19 protein-coding genes and 1 pseudogene are annotated in these 19561 nt (G+C 45.5%); all 20 read right to left on the bottom strand.

All coding sequences use genetic code 11. The features are described 5' to 3' along the window. Window positions 1–169, bottom strand: a pseudogene (locus AB4513_RS14440) (chemotaxis protein CheW); the annotation flags it as partial. Next, window positions 156–938, bottom strand: coding sequence for a ParA family protein (locus tag AB4513_RS14445; RefSeq protein ID WP_009848532.1), 783 nt, complete (start codon window positions 936–938; stop codon window positions 156–158). The gene AB4513_RS14445 and the pseudogene AB4513_RS14440, both read right to left, overlap by 14 nt. 10 nt (window positions 939–948) lie before the next feature. Beyond that, window positions 949–2073, bottom strand: coding sequence for a chemotaxis response regulator protein-glutamate methylesterase (locus AB4513_RS14450; RefSeq protein ID WP_009848533.1), 1125 nt, complete (start codon window positions 2071–2073; stop codon window positions 949–951). Between the two features lie 13 nt (window positions 2074–2086). Next, window positions 2087–4291: a chemotaxis protein CheA gene (locus AB4513_RS14455; RefSeq protein WP_009848534.1), complete on the bottom strand. Its 2205-nt coding sequence runs from the start codon at window positions 4289–4291 to the stop codon at window positions 2087–2089. A gap of 9 nt (window positions 4292–4300) precedes the next feature. Next, a complete protein-coding gene (locus AB4513_RS14460) occupies window positions 4301–5032 on the bottom strand; it encodes a protein phosphatase CheZ (RefSeq protein ID WP_009848535.1) in 732 nt (243 codons plus the stop codon). Window positions 5033–5146: 114 nt separating this feature from the next. Further along, window positions 5147–5515 carry a chemotaxis response regulator CheY gene (gene cheY, locus AB4513_RS14465; RefSeq protein ID WP_012603445.1) on the bottom strand — a complete coding sequence of 123 codons (369 nt, stop codon included), beginning with the start codon at window positions 5513–5515 and terminating at the stop codon, window positions 5147–5149. 42 nt (window positions 5516–5557) lie between these two features. Beyond that, window positions 5558–6292 carry an RNA polymerase sigma factor FliA gene (locus AB4513_RS14470; protein WP_009848537.1) on the bottom strand — a complete coding sequence of 245 codons (735 nt, stop codon included), beginning with the start codon at window positions 6290–6292 and terminating at the stop codon, window positions 5558–5560. Further along, the gene (locus AB4513_RS14475; protein WP_009848538.1) at window positions 6285–7172 is read right to left on the bottom strand and encodes a MinD/ParA family protein; all 888 of its coding nucleotides are present in this window, start codon (window positions 7170–7172) and stop codon (window positions 6285–6287) included. Before AB4513_RS14475 ends, AB4513_RS14470 begins: the two co-directional genes overlap by 8 nt. 13 nt (window positions 7173–7185) lie before the next feature. Then, window positions 7186–8697 carry a flagellar biosynthesis protein FlhF gene (gene flhF, locus AB4513_RS14480; protein ID WP_032555338.1) on the bottom strand — a complete coding sequence of 504 codons (1512 nt, stop codon included), beginning with the start codon at window positions 8695–8697 and terminating at the stop codon, window positions 7186–7188. A 27-nt stretch (window positions 8698–8724) separates the two neighbouring features. Continuing rightward, a complete protein-coding gene (gene flhA, locus AB4513_RS14485; RefSeq protein WP_009848540.1) occupies window positions 8725–10827 on the bottom strand; it encodes a flagellar biosynthesis protein FlhA in 2103 nt (700 codons plus the stop codon). A gap of 345 nt (window positions 10828–11172) precedes the next feature. Continuing rightward, entirely contained in the window at window positions 11173–12303 is a 1131-nt protein-coding gene (gene flhB, locus AB4513_RS14490; RefSeq protein ID WP_009848541.1) for a flagellar biosynthesis protein FlhB, read from the bottom strand. Between the two features lie 9 nt (window positions 12304–12312). After that, window positions 12313–13095 (bottom strand): flagellar biosynthetic protein FliR, encoded by a 783-nt coding sequence (gene fliR, locus AB4513_RS14495; RefSeq protein WP_009848542.1) that lies wholly within the window; start codon window positions 13093–13095, stop codon window positions 12313–12315. A 6-nt stretch (window positions 13096–13101) separates the two neighbouring features. Continuing rightward, complete coding sequence (gene fliQ, locus AB4513_RS14500; RefSeq protein ID WP_009848543.1) at window positions 13102–13371, bottom strand: flagellar biosynthesis protein FliQ; 270 nt, start codon at window positions 13369–13371, stop codon at window positions 13102–13104. 11 nt (window positions 13372–13382) lie between these two features. Continuing rightward, a complete protein-coding gene (fliP, locus tag AB4513_RS14505; RefSeq protein ID WP_009848544.1) occupies window positions 13383–14312 on the bottom strand; it encodes a flagellar type III secretion system pore protein FliP in 930 nt (309 codons plus the stop codon). Further along, on the bottom strand, window positions 14299–14739 hold the full coding sequence (fliO, locus tag AB4513_RS14510; protein WP_009848545.1) for a flagellar biosynthetic protein FliO: 441 nt from the start codon (window positions 14737–14739) through the stop codon (window positions 14299–14301). The genes fliP and fliO overlap by 14 nt, the downstream gene beginning before the upstream one ends. Further along, on the bottom strand, window positions 14739–15149 hold the full coding sequence (gene fliN / locus AB4513_RS14515; protein WP_004739851.1) for a flagellar motor switch protein FliN: 411 nt from the start codon (window positions 15147–15149) through the stop codon (window positions 14739–14741). The genes fliO and fliN overlap by 1 nt, the downstream gene beginning before the upstream one ends. A 29-nt stretch (window positions 15150–15178) precedes the next feature. After that, window positions 15179–16222, bottom strand: a complete 1044-nt coding sequence (fliM, locus tag AB4513_RS14520; RefSeq protein ID WP_009848546.1) for a flagellar motor switch protein FliM — start codon at window positions 16220–16222, stop codon at window positions 15179–15181. Between the two features lie 7 nt (window positions 16223–16229). After that, window positions 16230–16718, bottom strand: a complete 489-nt coding sequence (gene fliL, locus AB4513_RS14525) for a flagellar basal body-associated protein FliL (protein ID WP_009848547.1) — start codon at window positions 16716–16718, stop codon at window positions 16230–16232. A 110-nt stretch (window positions 16719–16828) separates the two neighbouring features. Beyond that, on the bottom strand, window positions 16829–18931 hold the full coding sequence (locus tag AB4513_RS14530) for a flagellar hook-length control protein FliK (RefSeq protein WP_009848548.1): 2103 nt from the start codon (window positions 18929–18931) through the stop codon (window positions 16829–16831). Between the two features lie 182 nt (window positions 18932–19113). Further along, window positions 19114–19551 carry a flagellar export protein FliJ gene (fliJ, locus tag AB4513_RS14535; RefSeq protein WP_009848549.1) on the bottom strand — a complete coding sequence of 146 codons (438 nt, stop codon included), beginning with the start codon at window positions 19549–19551 and terminating at the stop codon, window positions 19114–19116. Window positions 19552–19561: the final 10 nt, after the last annotated feature.

A 19561-nucleotide genomic window follows, 5' to 3' on the forward strand; every position in this document is an offset into this window, starting at 1 on the left:
CTGGCTCTGGCTCTGGCTCTTTAGTTTGTGATTCGTCGCTAGACTCGTCAACAAGAAAAGCATCAGATTCAAAGTTTTCATCGCCTAACAGCGCGGTAAAGTAATCATCGATTGCTTGTTCACTCGATAAACTTGGTTGCGTCAATGTCGATTCGTTATTCGCGCTCATTTATCGCTAACCTCTCGAGATAAATAAGCAGCTGTTTATAAGCAAATACACCACGGCTACCCGATGCGAAATGAGATGCTGGTAAACGTTTTAGACTGGCATCGCGAAACTTGGTATCAATCGGCACAGCAGAGGTCCAAACTTGGTTTGGATAGTCATCTTTAAGCTGAGTCAATGTTTGCAATGATGCTTTCGTTCGCTTGTCGTACATCGTCGGGACAATCGTCACCTTAAACGGTGTTTTGCGAGACTTCTGCATAATGGTTAGAGTGCGAATCATGCGCTCTAAACCCTTCATCGCCAAAAATTCAGTCTGTACCGGAATCAAGATACGATCACTGGCAGCCAACGCATTCACCATCATCACACCAAGAATAGGCGGACAATCGATAAGCACGTAGTCATAGTCATCTTTCAAAGCGGCTAAAGCACGCTTTAAGATCAAGCCCATACCACTTCGATTTCCCATTACACGGTCTAATGTCGCCAATGACATGTGTGCGGGAATAATATCGATACCTTCAATTTCGGTCTGTATAGTCAACGCTCTCACAGCTTGCGTAGAAAACTCACGCAGCTGGAACAGATCAAACAGGCTCGATTCCACCGTATCTGAGTCGTAACCCAGATAGGTGGTTAGTGATGCATGTGGGTCAGTATCAACCAACAACACACGATGACCCTTTAAGGCAAGTAAGCCAGCTAGGGTCACTGTCGTCGTCGTTTTCCCAACGCCACCTTTTTGGTTTGCAACACTCCAAACAATCATGTCGATTTACCTAAGCTAACCCAACTTCGACCAAAATCCGTTCCGCAACGCGGTCTAGAGGTAGGTCTTCAGTAGAAATGCCAGCTTTTGCTACAGCTTGAGGCATACCATATACAACACAACTATCTTCGTCTTGCGCCCAAATGGTCGAACCCGCTGTTTTTAACATGCGAGAACCTTCTCGACCATCAGCACCCATACCGGTCAGTATCATAGACAACACTTTATCGCCGTAGATCTTAGCTGCAGAACCAAAAGTGACATCTACACAAGGCTTGTAGTTCATTCGGTCACCACCATCGATAATCTTCAGACGCGCCGAACCCGGGCGACCATCAATCATCATTTGCTTTCCGCCTGGAGCAAGATAAGCCACCCCAGGTTTCAACAGGTCTCCGTCTTGAGCTTCACGAACTTCAATCTTACACAAGGTATTCAAGCGGCTAGCAAAAGCAGCGGTGAACGTTGCTGGCATATGCTGCACTAACACAATCGGATGCGGGTAGCTGGCAGGGATGCGTGTCAAAATTTTCTGTAGTGCAACTGGCCCACCAGTAGAAGTACCAATTGCAGTTAATTGATACTTTTTACCCGAAGCTCTGAATTTCGCGGTTGAAGCAACCGCTGGTTTAGCAGCAGGGGCTGTTGCTGAAATAGATTGGCGCAATGGCGCTGATGTTGACGCCGTAGCTGTTGCGGTAGCTCTTGGCGCAACAGGAGTGCGTCGCATAAACGCGCGTTTTGCAGCAATCTGAATCACGCGCTGCTGAAGCAATGCGACAGCATCGTCACGGTTACGAGCGATGTCTTCAAATTTCTTAGGTAAGAAATCTAGAGCACCCGCATCTAACGCATCTAACGTTGCTCTTGCACCATCATGCGTTAGCGATGAAAACATCAAAATAGGCGTCGGAGACGCAGCCATAATTTCACGAACGGCAGTAATACCGTCCATGACAGGCATCTCGATGTCCATGGTAATTACGTCAGGTCTTAGCTTTTTCGCTTTCTCAACCGCTTCTTTACCGTTTACTGCTACATCGATGACTTCTAGGCGAGCCTCCGAGTTGATGATCTCGCTTACTCTACGACGGAAGAAGCTCGAATCATCAACGACTAATACTTTAATCGCCATATTTATCCTTAAGTTAAATTCTTGATGCAGCTGCGTACTGCTTCAACAAGTCCGGCACATCTAAAATCAATGCTATGTGACCGTCACTTGTAATTGTCGCACCTGCCATTCCTGGCGTGCCTTGAAGAAGCTTATCAAGTGGCTTAATAACCACTTCTTCTTGGCCGATAAGCGCATCTACAACAAAACCAACACGTTGACTACCAAGTTGCACAATAACAACATGACCATGACCTTGACGTCCTTCAACAAGACCTTCTTTAGGTGTAAGCCAATTTTGTAAGTAGAACAGTGGAATAGACTTATCGCGAACGATGATCGTTAGCTGGCCATCAACCACGTTTGTGCGGCTTAGGTCTAGGTGGAAGATTTCATTTACAGAAGCCAGTGGCAATGCGAACGGGTGACCCGCAACACCGACCATTAAGGTTGGTAGAATCGCAAGTGTCAACGGAACCTTAATGGTTATCTTGGTGCCTTGGCCCATCTCTGAATCGATATCAATAGAACCATTCAGTGTGTTGATCGCTGTTTTCACAACGTCCATACCTACACCACGGCCAGAGATATCTGAGATCTTTTCTTTACTTGAAAAGCCAGGAGCAAAGATTAGATTGAAACACTCTTTATTTGTTAGGCGAGACGCTGCATCATCATCCATCAGACCGCGCTTAACCGCGATTGCACGAAGCTTATCAGGGTCCATACCGCCGCCATCATCAACGATAGCCAGTTCAATGTGATCGCCTTCTTGAGAGGCAGACAGAATCACTTTACCGGTTTTAGATTTACCCGCAGCAACACGGTCGTCCGGCATTTCGATACCATGATCGACAGAGTTTCTCACCAAGTGAATCAGGGGATCAGCAAGTGCTTCTACTAAGTTTTTATCAAGATCCGTTTCTTCGCCACGCATTTCAAGAACGATGTCCTTCTTCAAGGTACGAGCAAGGTCACGGACAACGCGAGGGAAGCGACCAAATACTTTCTTGATCGGCTGCATACGCGTCTTCATTACTGCACCTTGTAGGTCAGCAGTAACAACATCTAAGTTAGAGACAGCTTTCGACATTTCTTCGTCGTTGCTGTTTAAACCTAAGCTAACGAGGCGGTTACGAACCAATACTAGCTCACCCACCATGTTCATGATGGTATCCAGTGTTGATGTATCAACACGAACTGTGGCTTCAGCTTGCTGCTTCTTCGCAGGCGCTTTAACTTCAGCTTTTGCTGGTACGCTAGGCTTAGGCTCTGCTTTTACAGCAACAGGAGCAGGCTGTGGTTTAGGAGCGACTTTCGGCGCAACAGGCTCAGGCTTCGCTTGTACAGGCTTAGTCGCAGCATCCAACTCTTCAATTGAAGGGCCGTTACCTGAACCGTGTAACTGGTCAAGTAAACTCTCAAACTCAGCATCAGTCATTAGGTCATCGCCTTCAGACTTTACTGGTGCTTTGGCTACCGGAGCGACTGGAGGAGGTGGTGGTGGCGTTGAGCTTGCAGCTGTCGGGCTTTGACCTGCACCATGCAACTCATCTAACAACTTTTCAAATTCGTCGTCAGTAATGTCACCACTCGCAGCAACTGGCTGAGGTGCCACAGGTGCTGGCGCTGGTGTGTCTACAGATGATGTCGTTGGTGAACCACCCTTGCCGTGAAGTTCATCAAGTAAACGCTCAAATTCATCTTCAGAAATATCATCCACGGAAGATGCACTGATGTTTGTACTTTCAACAGTAGGTTCCTGAGCAATAACAGGCTCAGGAGCTGCAACGATAGGCTCAGAGATAACCGGTGCTGGAGCTTCTACTGCCACAACTTCATCTTCAGACTCTGGCTTACAGAGGCGATGAAGTTCATCCAGTAAAGATTGGTCTGCTGGTACTAAAGCTTCCTCATCTTGCACGGCTTTAAACTGTACATTGACTGTATCTAAAGCCTGTAGCATCGTATCCATCAGTCCTGATGTTACACTGCGTTGGCCATTTCTTAGAATGTCGAACACATTCTCAGCACCATGACAAGTATCCACCAGCTCGGTCAATGCTAGGAAACCAGCACCACCTTTTACTGTATGGAAACCACGGAAAATAGCGTTTAGTAGTTCTTTGTCGTCAGGGTTATTCTCTAGCTCTACCAGTTGTTCTGATAGGAGTTCGAGGATCTCTCCTGCTTCGACTAAAAAGTCCTGAAGAATATCTTCGTCTAAATCGTAGCTCATACGTTACCTTTAAAATCCAAGACTGGATAACAAATCGTCGACTTCATCTTGAGATGCAACAGCATCCTCACGAGCTTCTGGGTTCATGATCGGACCCTCTGGAGCAATAGATGACTTCTTCTCTGTCTCTGGTGTTGGTTCTATTTGATTCGCACCGAATACGGTGAGAATCTCTACCAGACGTCCTTCAACCTCATTCACCAAGGTAATAACTTTGCTAATAATCTGCCCAGTTAAATCTTGGAAATCCTGAGCCATCAAGATTTCAGTCAGTTGTCCACGTAGTTCAGTACTATCACCTTCTACTTGGACAAGTAATCCATCAATGCGGTGGCATAAAGCTTTGAATGTTACTAGCTCAATGCGGCCATGCATCAGTTCATTCCATTGAGGCCTTACTTGAAGTAAACACTCGTGTAAATTAGTTGCAATTGGCATACAGCGATCGACAGCGTCCATCGTTTTGTTCGCCGCAACTTCCGTTTTATCAATGACATATTGAAGGCGATCCCTGGCGTCAGGGATTTCATCATTTGCGATAACGTTAATACGCTCGTCAAAGTTGAATTGTGTCAAAGAATCATGGAGGTCACGAGTCAGACTGCCTATTTCTTGAAGCATTGGGTTATCTTGAAGATTAAAATTATCTTCATAAATGCTTCTAACAAGAGAATCAGCACCTTGCTGCTCGTCGTTTTCAAGCAGCTCTACTAATTTTTTTGCTTGTTCTAATGAAATCATCCTGAGTCCGGCCTTACTCCGCATAGTTTGTGACGCTTCAGCTTTAGAGGTAAACGGGAAACAAAAAAGTTAATGTCTCTCTATGAAGCGCCTGAAACAGGTTATTATGAGTGCTTATAAACGCTCAAAAATCTTGTCGAGTTTCTCTTTTAGAGTTGCGGCAGTGAACGGCTTCACAATGTAACCATTAACACCCGCTTGCGCTGCTTCGATGATCTGCTCACGCTTAGCTTCTGCTGTGATCATAAGCACTGGAAGGTGCTTAAGTTCAGCGTCTGCACGGACGTGTTTTAGAAGATCAATACCTTGCATACCCGGCATGTTCCAGTCAGTTACCACGAAATCAAATTCGCCTTTTTTCAGCATAGGTAACGCGGTCAAGCCATCGTCTGCTTCTTGAGTGTTGTTGAAACCTAAATCACGAAGTAGGTTTTTAACAATTCGGCGCATCGTTGAAAAATCATCAACAATGAGAATTTTCATGTTTTTGTTCAAATTAGCCTCCACTGAATAAAATCAGTGTTGTTAGTCGTTCTGTGTCCAAGCACTTAACTTAGTGCGTAAACGCTGCATAGATTGGCTTAGTATTTGGCTGACACGAGATTCGCTGACACCTAATACTTCCCCAATCTCTTTTAAATTGAGTTCTTCGTCGTAATAAAGCGAAAGCACGAGGCCTTCCCTTTCCGGAAGTTGTTTTATCGAGTCGATCAAAGCTTGGCGGAATGATTCATCTGCAACCCCTTGAAAAGGCGTATTATCTTGAGAATCTTCATTCGGAGATATTACATCATCAGAGACACCTAAGTCTTCTATCCCTACCAATTTTGAGCAATTAATATCAGTTAAAGCACTGTGATACTGGTCTAAACTCAGCCCCATGTGCTTTGCCACCTCAGCATCACTGGGATCGCGATTGAGAGTGCCCTCTAATTCCGCGATTGCACTACTGATTTCTCGATTATTTTTATGAACCGATCTCGGGACCCAATCCCCGCGGCGAATGTCATCCAACATTGCCCCACGAATTCGAATACCTGCGTACGTCTCAAAGCTTGCGCCTTTGGTACCATCATAGTTCTGTTGCGCTTCAATCAGGCCAATCATGCCGGCTTGAATCAAGTCATCAACTAATACATTAGGCGGTAATCGCCCCAACAAATGATGAGCGATACGCTTAACCAACACAGAGTACTTCTCAAAAAAAGCCTGCTGGCTATTGTGATTAGCATGTTGATCGTAAGTAAGCGCTTTATTCACCAAATGGTTCCTCTATAAATTCAGTACGGTTCAGCAGCCTTTCAACAAAAAACTCCAAGTGTCCGCTTGGTGTTTTTGGTATTGGCCAGGTCAATGCCTTATTAGCCAAAGAGCTGATTGCCAATGCAGCTGGAGAGCGAGGAAACGCATCGACTACGATTTTCTGTCTCTTAACTGATTGACGTACTTTATCATCTAAAGGAATACATGCTACGAGTTCGAGGCTCACATTCAAGAAGCGCTCTGTGACCAAAGTCAACTTTGCAAATAATTCTCGGCCTTCGCGATAGCTTCTGACCATATTTGCAACAATTTTGAATCGCTGTACTTGGTGCTCTCGACTCAACAGCTTAATCAATGCATATGCATCAGTAATCGACGTTGGTTCATCACAAACCACCACAACCACGTCCTGCGCAGCTCTTGAGAAGCTGATGACCATATCGGATATACCCGCTGCGGTATCAACCAATAAGATATCCATCTCGTCTTCAAGCGAACCAAAAGCACGAATCAATCCAGCGTGTTGAGCGTGTGAAAGTTCAGTCATGCTTTGTGTGCCTGATGTCGCTGGAATAATTTTAATTCCGTGCGGCCCTTCGACAATCGCATCCTTAAGTTCACACTCGCCAGCCAACACATGCCCAAGATTTCGTTTAGAACGAATGCCGAGCATGATGTCTACGTTAGCTAATCCTAAATCGGCATCCAGTACCATGACTTTCTTGCCTTGGCGAGCCATACAAATAGCCATACCTAACGTTACATTCGATTTACCTACGCCTCCCTTGCCACCCGTTACAGCGATAACTTTTGTGAGTGAAGGCTGGGTTAAGCGACGGAGGCCGCTAGCTTGATCGTGTATCATATTCTCATTCATATTTATCCGCCGCCTAGAGCCCTTCAGAATCGCTATTCCAGTAATGAGGTTCATTCTCTGTCGATTTTTCTAATAACTCATTGGCCTTAGCAATCATGTACTTTGGCTGAGCAATAACGATATCTTCAGGAACTCGTTGACCATTTGCTATATAAGCAACTGGCAATGCATTTTGTATTACCACACTGATGAACTCACCCAAACTAAGCGATTCGTCCAGCTTCGTCAGGATACATCCCGACAGCGGGATTCTTCTAAAGTGTTCAATGGTTTCTTGTAGTACTTTGCGTTGCGCGGTTGCGGGTAACACAAGGTAACTATTGATAACGGAACCACTCTCTTGCATCAATGTGTCTAACTGCTCAGATAGGCGAACATCTCGCTGCCCCATACCTGCAGTATCGACTAGAATCAGGCGACGATTACGTAACTGATATATTACATCGGCCAATTCACTAGAATCTTTAGCAACTCTTACAGGACAACCCATAATTCGACCATAAATCGATAACTGCTCATGTGCACCTATGCGATATGTGTCCGTTGTCACAAGCGCTACGTTGTCTGCACCGTACTCCATTGCTGCGCGGGCTGCGAGCTTAGCAACGGTTGTTGTTTTACCTACGCCAGTCGGGCCAAGTAAGGCCACAATACCGCCGCGTTTTAAAATATCTTTTTGTGTTACTGAGATTTGATCCGCGACCAGAGCAAGCAAGGCTTTCCATGCTCGTGCTGGTTTTGTGTCTTCTGGAATGTAACAGGCCATTTGATCGGCGAGTTCTGCCGAAACACCCATACGTTCTAGGCGCTTGATAAGCATCGCTCGCAAAGGTTCGCGACGTTCGACTTCTTGCCACATGAGTCCAGAGACTTGGTGCTCTAACAAACGACGAATTGAAGTCATCTCGTCGCGCATCGTTTCCATTTCAGTATCTGAACCTTTGGATTGAGCATTCTCACGACCACGATCATAACGGGTAGGATCTAAGCGAGGTGCTGGACGCTCTACTCTGCGATCTTCGGCAATCAATTTAGATAAACCCGTTTCACGAGCAAAGGCCGAGTCAAGGGTGCCGCTAGAATGCTGGCTACTCTGAGGTTGATGACCGTTACTTGACTGGCGATTGAGCAATGCTGATAACGAGTCTTCGTTTTCAGCGCGATGTTGTTGATCATCGTCGGCGCCATGACTGTATTGCTTTAGCATATTCGCAAAGCGCTTGGTCATTGAGCGTCCACCTTCTGCATTCGGCTGGATGCTAACCTTGTCATCATCTAATTGACGACGCCCAGTTGGCAATTTGGGCTCAGACATTTGAGTGTACTGGCTTTGCGTAGGCTGCTGAGGTTTATTGAGTCTGGGACTTGCTGTCGACGGGCTGGAATCGCCATCAATAGCGGCAACAATTTCCACACCACCTGCGACCTTTTTGTTAGACATGATCACCGCTTCTGAGCCAAGTTCTTCTTTAACTTGGAGCAGGGCTGTTCGCATATCTTTTGCAAAAAATCGTTTAATTTTCAATTCGATCGTCCGTTCTAATTAGGCGGCTTAATTACCAACAGCTTGTACTATACGTATCTGCTTTTCGTCTGGTATCTCTTGGTAAGATAATACTCTCAAGCTTGGGATCGTGTTTTTCACGAACTTAGCCAGAGTCGAACGTAAAACACCAGAGGTCAATAATACCGCTGGCTCACCTTTCAGTTCTTGCTCTTGTGTCGCGTTACTGAGTGAGGTCTGTAAACGTTCGGCTAAACCAGGTTCAATACCAGCAGATTCTCCGCCGGATGCCTGCATGGTTTGATGCAAGATTTGTTCCAATTCAGGAATCAAGGTTATAACTGGTAATTCTGGCTCTATACCATTGATTTCTTGAACAATTAGTCGTTTTAGTGAGATACGAACAGCTGCAGTTAATATGTCAGGTTCTTGACTCTTAGAAGAGTACTCCGACAAAGTTTGGACAATGGTTCGAATATCACGAATTGGAATCGCTTCATTCAGTAGGTTTTGTAGAACTTTCACAACCACACCAAGCTGTAATTGATCCGGTACAAAACCTTCCACCAGCTTAGGTGTTGATCGGCTAAGCATCTCAAGTAAGTTTTGAACTTCTTCGTGGCCAATCAACTGTGAAGCGTTATTCGTTAACTGCTGGCTAAGGTGTGTGGCAAGTACGGTTGAAGAGTCTACAACCGTATAACCTAAGGCTTGTGCGTGTTCACGCTGCTCTTCACGAATCCAGACGGCTTCAAGGCCAAAGGCAGGGTCAATCGTCGGCTCTCCATCTATCATCCCATAGACTTGGCCAGGGTTAATCGCGAGCTCCATGTCCGGCTTGATCTCAGCCTCACCAACCGCTACCCCCATCAGGGTAATTCGATAGCTGTTTGGTGTCAGTTCCAGATTATCGCGAATGTGTACTGCTGGAATCAAGAAACCAAAATCTTGAGACAGCTTTTTCCGTACACCTTTCACGCGCTCAAGCAATTCACCACCTTGGTCTCTATCGACCAAAGGAATCAAGCGGTACCCCACTTCGAGACCAATAATATCTACCGGTTGAACATCATCCCAAGACAGTTCTTTTTGCGATGCGGGCTTATCACCATTGGCATTAGCGGTTGCAGGTAGATTTTTCTCTTCTACCTTTGCCTTGTTCTTTTTATCGATAAAGTAAGCCCCAGCCCCAGCAACCACAGCAAGGCTCAAGAAGGAGAAATGTGGCATACCAGGAACAATACCCATGATGCCGAGGATAGCAGCGGTGATCATTAGGGCTTTAGGATTATCGAACATTTGGAAGACAAGTTGTTCGCCCATGTCTTCATCAGTATTTTGACGCGTTACCATCATCGCCGCAGCAATAGAAAGTAACAGCGATGGTATTTGTGCAACCAGACCGTCACCGATAGTCAGTAGCGTATAGATTTCGATGGCCTCACCAAAACCAAGGTCAAACTGAGCCATACCGATACTCAAGCCGCCAATGATGTTGATGAACAATATCAAGATACCGGCTATTGCATCGCCTTTAACAAACTTAGATGCACCGTCCATCGAGCCGTAGAAGTCGGCCTCTTTGGTCACTTCAAAACGTCGAGTACGAGCCTGATCTTGGTCGATCAAACCCGCATTCAAGTCGGCATCGATTGCCATCTGTTTACCCGGTAGGGCATCTAGGGTGAAACGCGCACTTACTTCCGAAATACGACCCGCACCTTTGGTTACAACCATGAAGTTGATGATCATCAAAATCAAAAACACCACTAGACCTACCGCGTAGTTACCGCCGATAACCACGTTACCGAAGGCTTCAATAACGTTACCGGCCGCGTCACCACCTTCGTGACCATGAAGCAATACCACACGTGTCGAAGCAACGTTCAAAGCTAATCGAAGTAGAGTCGCAATCAGAAGTACGGTCGGGAATGCAGCGAAGTCCAAAGGCCTGCGGGTATAAACCGAAACCAGTAACACAACCATGGACAGTGCAATGTTGAAAGTGAAGAACATGTCCAACAAGAAGGCTGGTATTGGCAACACCACCATAGCGAGCGTCGCAAGTACCATAACGGGTGCGCCAATTGCAGGCATCGCACGATTAGGGATTTTAGGCAGCTTGTCCGCAAAAGGCAGGGAGAATTTCATAAGTCTAGACAGTTTCGCTATGTTGTAGCCATCTCACTAAGCTATTTGAGGCTCAGGTCTAAGCTATGTTGCTATGGTTTATAGTGCATAGGTTCAAATGCACAGGTTTATAATACTAAGCTTTATATGCTCGGGATTTATAACGCTAGGATTTATAATGACTGGGCTTATAATACTCAGATTTACAATGCTAAGGTTATTAATGATCGGCTTATAATATTCGGGGTTGATATAGCAAACACTGTACCAACACTTTTCGTCAAATTATTGCCATCGCCTCTCTAAAAAGAGGATTAGCTAGCCCGCTATTATCAGGGTTCATCAAGCAGAGCTCAAGCAATTGATCTAATGTCGTAAATCAGGTGGGATCGGCATATTAGAATCTTGGAGTTTTGGCCTCTCTCCGCCTCGTTTTCGGTACTGTTTCAGTTGAAACACATATGCAAGCACTTGAGCAACTGCTGTAAACAGACCGTCAGGAATTTGTTGTTCTAGTTCGGTAGTGTGATAAAGCGCCCTAGCCAATGGTGGCGCAGGAACAATATAGATGTCATTTTCACGGGCAATTTCACGGATCTTCATTGCCATATGATCAACACCTTTCGCAACTACAACGGGGGCTTTGTCTTGATTCTGCTTATAGCGTAGAGCCACCGAGAAATGCTCCGGGTTGGTCACAATCACATCCGCTTGAGGTACGTCAGCCATCATACGGCGCTGGGCAGCTTCTCTTTGCAACATACGAATGCGGCCCTTAACTTCAGGCTTACCTTCAGTATCTTTGTGTTCATCTTTAATTTCTTGTTTGGTCATCTTCAGCTGATCGGCGTGTTGCCAAATCTGGAACGGGATATCAATCGCCACCACGATAAGTAAAGAGCAGCTGATCAGCAGAATAAAATTAAGCAAGATATCTAAAGCGTGGAAGATATTCTGTGGGTATACCTCCATGCTCAGTTGCATTAAATCGTGTTGAGAAGCTTGAATAAGATAGATGGCCATTCCCGAAACAAGTGCCACTTTCAAGATAGATTTCAACAGTTCAACCCAACTCTGCAGACCAAACATACGCTTAATACCACTGAGTGGGTTTAGCTTAGACGCCTTAGGCATCGCCGCCTGCATAGAGAAATTAATTCCTCCGACACCCGCCGCACCAATGACGGCTGCAACAAATAAGGTTATCAGGATTAAGAACAGCGGGAACAATAGATTCACTAATGCGCCACCTGCAATTTCGAGGAGTTTTGTGGTATCAAAAACTTCTTCCCGACTCAGAGAAAACAGACGTTGCATTGTTTCGAACAAAGCTTTCGCCATCGATTCACCAAACCACATTAAAGCAATCGCACCAACAATAAGTACCGACGCCGACGCTAACTCTTTTGACCTTGCAACCTGCCCTTTCTCTTTGGCCTGTTGCAAGCGTTTGGGCGTGGCGTCTTCCGTGCGTTCTTGACCGTCTGACTCTGCCATTTTAGTCTCCTAGCACTCTAACCTGATTAGACGACATATCTGTTGTTCGGTTTGTATCCAGAATAACTCATAGTGACTAAATAAGCCGCCAAGGATATACCAACAAAGCAATAGGCCCACGAGTAGCGCAAATGAGAAACCCAAAGAAAAGATATTTAGTTGAGGTGCCGCACGCGTCATTACACCAAACGAAAGGTTAATCGTCAGCAGCGCAATAATACCAGACAATGACATTGCTAATGCTGTTTTGAACATGATACCCAACCACAGAGCAAGCTCTCTATAATCAACAGAGGTCAAACTTCCACTGCCAATGGGCAAAGTCTTAAAGCTGAACACCACCAGCTGCAGCATTTTCAAGTGACCGTCTGTCTCCAAAAAAAACATGGTCGCTAGCAACATAAACAACTGGCCCAGTACTGGCGTGTTTTGCCCGTTAGCCGGATCCACCATAGAGGCGAAACCCAAGCTTGATTGCATACCCAATATCTGGCCGAGCATCACGAAAGTTTGAATCATGAATTGGGTGACAAACCCCATGGCAACGCCAATCACGATTTGTTCAAATACAGTCAAGAAACCTTGGAAAGAGAGCAGTTCAATCTCTTTAGGAACAGCGGGGATCGCAGGCATCACCGCAAAGGTGATCGCTAAACCTAAATACAGACGAATACGCGGCGACACAAAGCGTGCACCGGTTACTGTCATCACCATCAGCATGGCTGAGATGCGAGTGTAGGGCCAAAAATAATTGGCTAACCACTCTAGTACAAGGCTCGTTGGGTATTCCATATCGGTTTAGTAAAGAACTTGTGGCAAGCGTTCGATGAGTTCGAAAAAGAACTCCATCATCATTTGGGTCATCCAATGCGCAAACATCATCAACGCTAATAACGTCACGATCAAACGTGGTAGGAAACTTAAAGTTTGTTCATTGATCGAAGTAGCCGCTTGGAAAACAGCCACAACCAAACCAATCAGCAGGCTAGGAATAATTATGGCGCACACCATAATTAGTACCATCCAAAGGGCATCTTGGAACAAATCTACGAATATTTCAGGATTCATGCTTCCCCCAGCTACAAGGCAAAACTGCCGGCGAGTGTGGAGAGTATCAAATTCCAACCATCAACAAGGACGAACAACATCAACTTAAACGGCAACGATACAATCATTGGTGACAACATCATCATACCCATGGCCATCAAAACTGATGCCACCACCAAGTCGATAATTAGGAACGGCAAGAACAACATAAAGCCTATCTGGAAAGCTGTTTTCAATTCAGACGTGATAAACGCAGGAATCAGAACCGCCATTGAAACATCTTCTGGGTTAGTTACTTGCGCACCGGATATCTCAACAAAAGTTTCAAGATCTTTGATTCGAGTCTGTTTAAGCATAAAAGACTTAATCGGCCCTTGGGCAACATCAAACGCCTGTCGCGCTGATATCTGTTCATTCAAATAAGGCTGAACAGCTTGTTCATTGACCTGACTGATTACTGGCGACATGATGAAGAAGGTCAGAAATATCGCAATGCCAATAATCACTTGGTTTGAAGGTGTTTGTTGGAGACCCATTGCCTGACGCAAAATAGACATCACAACCACAATGCGGGTGAACGATGTCATCAAAATAACCATCGCCGGCAAGAAGCCAAGCATGGTCATTAACGCAAGAATTTGCAGGTTAATCGAGTAGTCTTCACCGCCATTGGCATTGGTGGTCATGGTAAATGCAGGTATGCCGCCACCATTACCGGTTAAGCTACCAGTGGTCATAGTCTTCGATTTGGCTTGATCTTGCTGCATCGTACTGATGGTGACCGACTCAGATCCAGCGGTATTCGCAGGAATGACAGTGCCATCTTCAACCTGTGCAAATACTGACACGCTAAATACGAGAGAGCAGAATATGATGAGCTGAACCAACCACACTTTCACCGTACGGAAAAATCCGGCATGGCAAAAGTAAAATGGATTCAAAAATCCGTTACTTGTTTGCATCTTTTTTTATTAGCTGGGAAAGCTGACTTGAAAATGTACTTTTTTCCAGCATCTCCTGAGTGAGAGGTTTATCGAGCTTAGAGATCAGCTGAATCGATTGTGTGGTAATGCCTACCAAGAACTGTTCATCACCCGCTTGTACAATAGCGATACGTTCTTTTGTGCCTACCGGAATTTGCCTAATAATAGCCAAACCTTGTTGATTCGACATCGCAGGCACTTGCATTCGCTTCAGTAGCCAAGCAATAAATAAAATGAAGGCTATAACGAAAATTAGCGACCCAAAGGTGGTCGCTAAATCGAGAGAAGGAGGCGTTGCCGCAAAGGCAATAGAAGGAGTAGCAAGTAGCCCTACTCCCAAGACTCTACGAGACAAACCTGTCATTCCGAGAGAAGAGCCCGCCAGTCTTTGAGACAAGAAGCCCATTAACGCAACTTCTTAATTCGTTCTGTTTGACTAATAACGTCTGTCAAACGAATACCAAATTTGTCATTCACCACAACCACTTCTCCATGAGCAATCAGAGTGCCGTTAACCATCACGTCAAGTGACTCACCAGCAATTCTATCTAGCTCAACAACCGAACCTTGGTTCAATTGAAGTAAGTTACGGATACTAATTTGAGAGCGGCCGACTTCCATTGAGATAGTCACTGGGATATCCATAATGGTATCCAGCTTACGACGCTCATCTTCTGAAATTGGAGACGATGAGTCGGTTAACTCATCAAGTGGTGCCGCGAGAACATCATCAACATCGATTGACGGTGCTGAAGGGTCTTCACCAAGTGCTGCAGCCCATTCGTCTGCTAGCTTTTGATCTTCACTAGGTTCCATTACCAATTCCTATACTTTTATCTACTTTGCTATTCTTCATCTTCGCTGTTTTCCAACTCAGACATTAAGTCTTTGCCAAGAAAGGCGAGATCGGTTTTGACCACATGAGGTCTTTCAATTTTTTCAGAAATCTGTACCGCGAGCTTCTCTCCAGAACGGCCCATTTTAACACGATAGGTCGGCAGTTCTTCAACAAACATGGTTGCATGCTCAGGCATATTCATCGGGATAACATCCCCAGGACGAAGTTCCATCAAATCACGCAAAGAGATATCTTGCTCGAGCAAATTGACACGGAAGTTGACTGGCACATCCATGATTTCATCACGCAATGCAGAGCTCCAACGAACGTCGGTTTCCATTTTATCTGATTGGACACCAGCATCCAGCAGTTCACGAATCGGCTCAACCATTGAGTAAGGCATAACCACATGGAAATCACCGCCGCCGCCATCGACTTCAATGTGAAATGAACTCACAACAATCACTTCGGTTGGACTCACAATGTTAGCCATGCTTGGGTTTACTTCAGAGTCCAAGTATTCAAACTCAACGCCCATCACGGGAGACCAAGCTTCTTTGTAGTCTTCAAAAACAATTTTCAGTAGTAACTGAATAATTCGTCTTTCTGTTGGTGTAAATTCGCGACCTTCAATCTTGGCGTGAAAACGACCATCACCACCAAAAAAGTTCTCTACGAGAATGAAAACTAGCCGAGCTTCCATCGTGATTAGCGCAGTACCTTTTAACGGGCGGAAGCGAACCATGTTTAAACTTGTGGGTACATAGAGTGTGTTCTGGTACTCACCAAATTTCATCATCTGTACGCCGTTGATCGACACTTCAGCCGTCTTACGCAACATATTAAACAAGCTAATACGCATATGGCGTGCGAAACGCTCGTTAATAAGTTCAAGGGTCGGCATTCGACCACGAACGATTCGATCTTGTGATGAGAAATCAAAATTGACCGTATTGTCACTTTCGGTTTCTAAGACATCTTCAACGTCTTCAACATCATCAACGCCATGTAATAGCGCATCAATTTCGTCTTGGCTTAATAAATCGGTCACATATTACCTATTGAATTACAAAGTCAGTGAATAACACTTTTTCAATTACCGGCTGGCCAACAGCTTGAGTTAAGCTTGCTTTAATATCTTCAGTCGCCTTGTTCCGCAGTTCAACTCTCCCGGCAGGAGATCGTAATTGATCGACCGTCGCCGAAGCGAATGTGGCAAGTAGTGCGCTTTCAACAAGTGGAGAGTGGTATCGAGCGAGAACTTCATTCTTCATACCACGTACCATCAGCTGTACTTTTATCTGAACTAAGCGATCTTTCTTATCGCCCGTAACGTTAAATAAGAAAGCTTGAGGCACATTAACATAGACCACTGGATCGGCACCCATGAGTTGAACCTCAGCTGACGACCCAGCACCCTCAGCCTTATCATCGGAACCCATTAAGAAAAATGCGGCACCACCACCTCCAAGTAACAGCACAACAACCGCGATAGCGATAATGAGGAGCTTACTCTTTCCTTTCGGTGTTTCTTGTTCTTCTGCCATATTCAGCTCTAACTTCCTGTTCTTCTATTAACTAACGGTACTTTCTATTAACTAACTGTTCTTCTATAAACTAACGGTTCTTTCTATTAGCTAAGTGTTTTAGCCTGATACTAGGCATAATAACTAATTCCATCACGCTTTGACGTGACATTCAATTCAAGATTGCTGTTGCTATCAAGGTTTTCATCACCTTGACCATCATTTATACGGTTAGAGCCTGATTGTTGCTCGCCATTATTGTACCTGTCTTGCCCCTGACCAGTATTCTGTTGCTGGACTGAAGACTCAGCAAGCTGCATCCCTTGCTGAGCGAGCATCTCCCTCAAACGAGGTAAGGTTTGTTCAATAACCTCTCTCGCTTGTTGACTACCGACAGTAAAGTGCACGTTCGCCACGTCATTATTCATGGTCATGCGAATTTTCATCTGCCCCAACTCTGGTGGGTCAAGACGGATATCCAAGCTCTTGAGATTCTTAGACATCATCATTTGGACTTTTTCCGCCACCTGGTCGTTCGCTAACTCTTTAGTGAGTTGCAAAGGTGCCTGTTGAGCCGCTTGAATTTCAGCTCGCGTAGGTGCTGAACCCACCGTAGCTGTACCTTGTGCGCCAGCGGCCGAGGCTATCTGCTGAGCAAAGGTCGAATCTTTAGAATCTTCTTTAGCACCGGCTTTGCCCAAACCAGACAATGCCGCGGCACCTGCGCCCGCTTTAAGAAGCGCATCAGTAGAGCCTGCTTTTGTAGTGACTGGCGCTGCATTCATCGCGATCCCTTGCGCGGTTAAAGCTGGATCCAACGTTGCTTGCTGCTGAGGTGAAGCAACATTAGCTTGTTGAGCGGCTGCATGTGCATTGTTGGCGTGCAGCATTGCTGCCTTATCCGTAAGAGCATTGTTTGTTGATTGAGAAGCGGCCTGCGCTGACACTTGTTGTGCAGCCGTCGCTACAGCTGCTGTTGATGCCGCCGCAGCTAAAGCTTTAGTTTCGCTTGAATCCGTATTATCCCAATCAATAGCAGCGGGTTCACCAGACGCGCTATTCACAGCCGGAGCTTGATTTAGCAAAGCCGTTGCTTGTTGTTGAACGTTAGTGAGCTGTTGATTCAACAGGTCTAAGTTAGAGGTCGCTTTAGCCAAAGCGGCTTGCTCATCAACCGTCAACTTAGCACCACTTTGTTGCTTCTTAAGCAAGCTATCGACAACAGACTGTTCTGATTCGATTTGTCCATTCAATTGTTTTAGTGCTTTGGTATGGGCATCAACCTGCTTGGCGAGTTCAATATCCGCAGCTGAGATCGCTTGGCTCTGTTCGGCCACCGCGGCGCTAGCCGCATTCTTTTGACTCAGCTCTCGGTTCATACTGGCTTCAATTTGTTCTGGAGTGACGCCTTTATCCATCAACTGTCGGATTTCATCATCAGTCAGCTGAGACACCCCCTTACCTCCGGTAAGAACAGCGATTTCAGAATCCACCTCAAGACTATTCTCTTGGATTGCTGCATTCGTTTGTTGTCTCGCCTCATCCGTAACGGAGGCTACTGCAACTGAAGCACCGGAGATATTACCTTGGGCGTTATCTACCTGACCTTGCTGAGGCAAGCCTTTGCCGTTTGACGCTTGATTTAGAGTTTTGTTTGCCTCATCCAATTGACCAAGCAATTTATTGCCTTCATTCATCGCTGCATTAGCTTGCGATGCTTGCGTAGAGCCATCTACAGCTGATGTACCCTGAGTTTGGGATTGAGCAACCTGTTCTTTAGAATCATTCGTCGTAACCTGCGCATCTTTACCATCCGCCTTATCAGCGACAGTGCTATCAGTGCCCGAATTGGCTTTGAGCTTAGCCTCAGTTCCAGACACAGCCTCTGCAGATGTTTCCTCAGCAGCTTTCTCGCCTTCTACTTCTGAAGCTGCTTGCTTGCTTTGCGCTTCGCTTACTTCGTCAGTAGCCTTTGATTCAGCTGAATCACCTTTGTTCGCTTCGGCTGACGCTTCACCTTCGGTAGAGGCCTGTTTAGCATCAGGCTTCGCGGTGCTTTCTGTGTCTTTTGCTGCGACTTTACTGTCACTTTCTTCAAAGCCTAGTGCTTCTTTGAAAGACTCAAAGAAACCTTTAGAGTCTCCAGTTTCTTCTACCTTTGAAGAGGCAGAACCGGAGTCCAACAACGATGACGTTTTGTTGGTCGCTGAATTTGAGGAAAGACTAACATTCATATATACAAGCTCTATCTACTAGCTTTGCTGCCTTGAATCAGACAACAAAAAGAAAGTCGGGTGCTTTTTATGCCTTTGGTGAGCATAACTCGCAATTTGATATAAAACAGAGCAAGAAACATGCCTATAAGTTTTAAGTCTGCCATCTGCAGAGCAACACTTGCGTCATTCGCGAATTAGGTTCAAATCTTCTTTCGGCTATATAACAGAGTCGAGAACTCATCCATTTGCTTTTGCTCTCTTTGATCTTGCAGCTTTGCTTTTTCTTTCTGCTTTTTCTCCATCAACCATTCGTAGGATTTACGCTTTTTTCGTAACTCCATCCAATAGTTTTGGCAGTTATCGACCTGATTTTTAAAGTGGTGTTCCGCTTCTCTCTGCTTAGAGAGCGTTTCATCTAATTGCGTTAAGAAACGGTTTAAGTGACCATATTGGCTAGCCGTTAATCCGGCCTTACCTCGGTCAACAAGTTGCTGGCAGTAATCAAGTCGATATTTTTCAATCTGTTCGACCTGTTCGTAGTAACCCTGCAGCTCGACATTCGCTTGATTCAGCGCCAATACAGCTTGGTTCTCTTGGTCTTTCGCTTGATCGAGAAGAAATTCTAACGCGTTATCCATGATTGACCTT

The sequence above is a fragment of the Vibrio sp. 10N.222.54.E6 genome (assembly GCF_041473955.1).
In the GTDB taxonomy this organism is placed as follows: domain Bacteria; phylum Pseudomonadota; class Gammaproteobacteria; order Enterobacterales; family Vibrionaceae; genus Vibrio; species Vibrio tasmaniensis_A.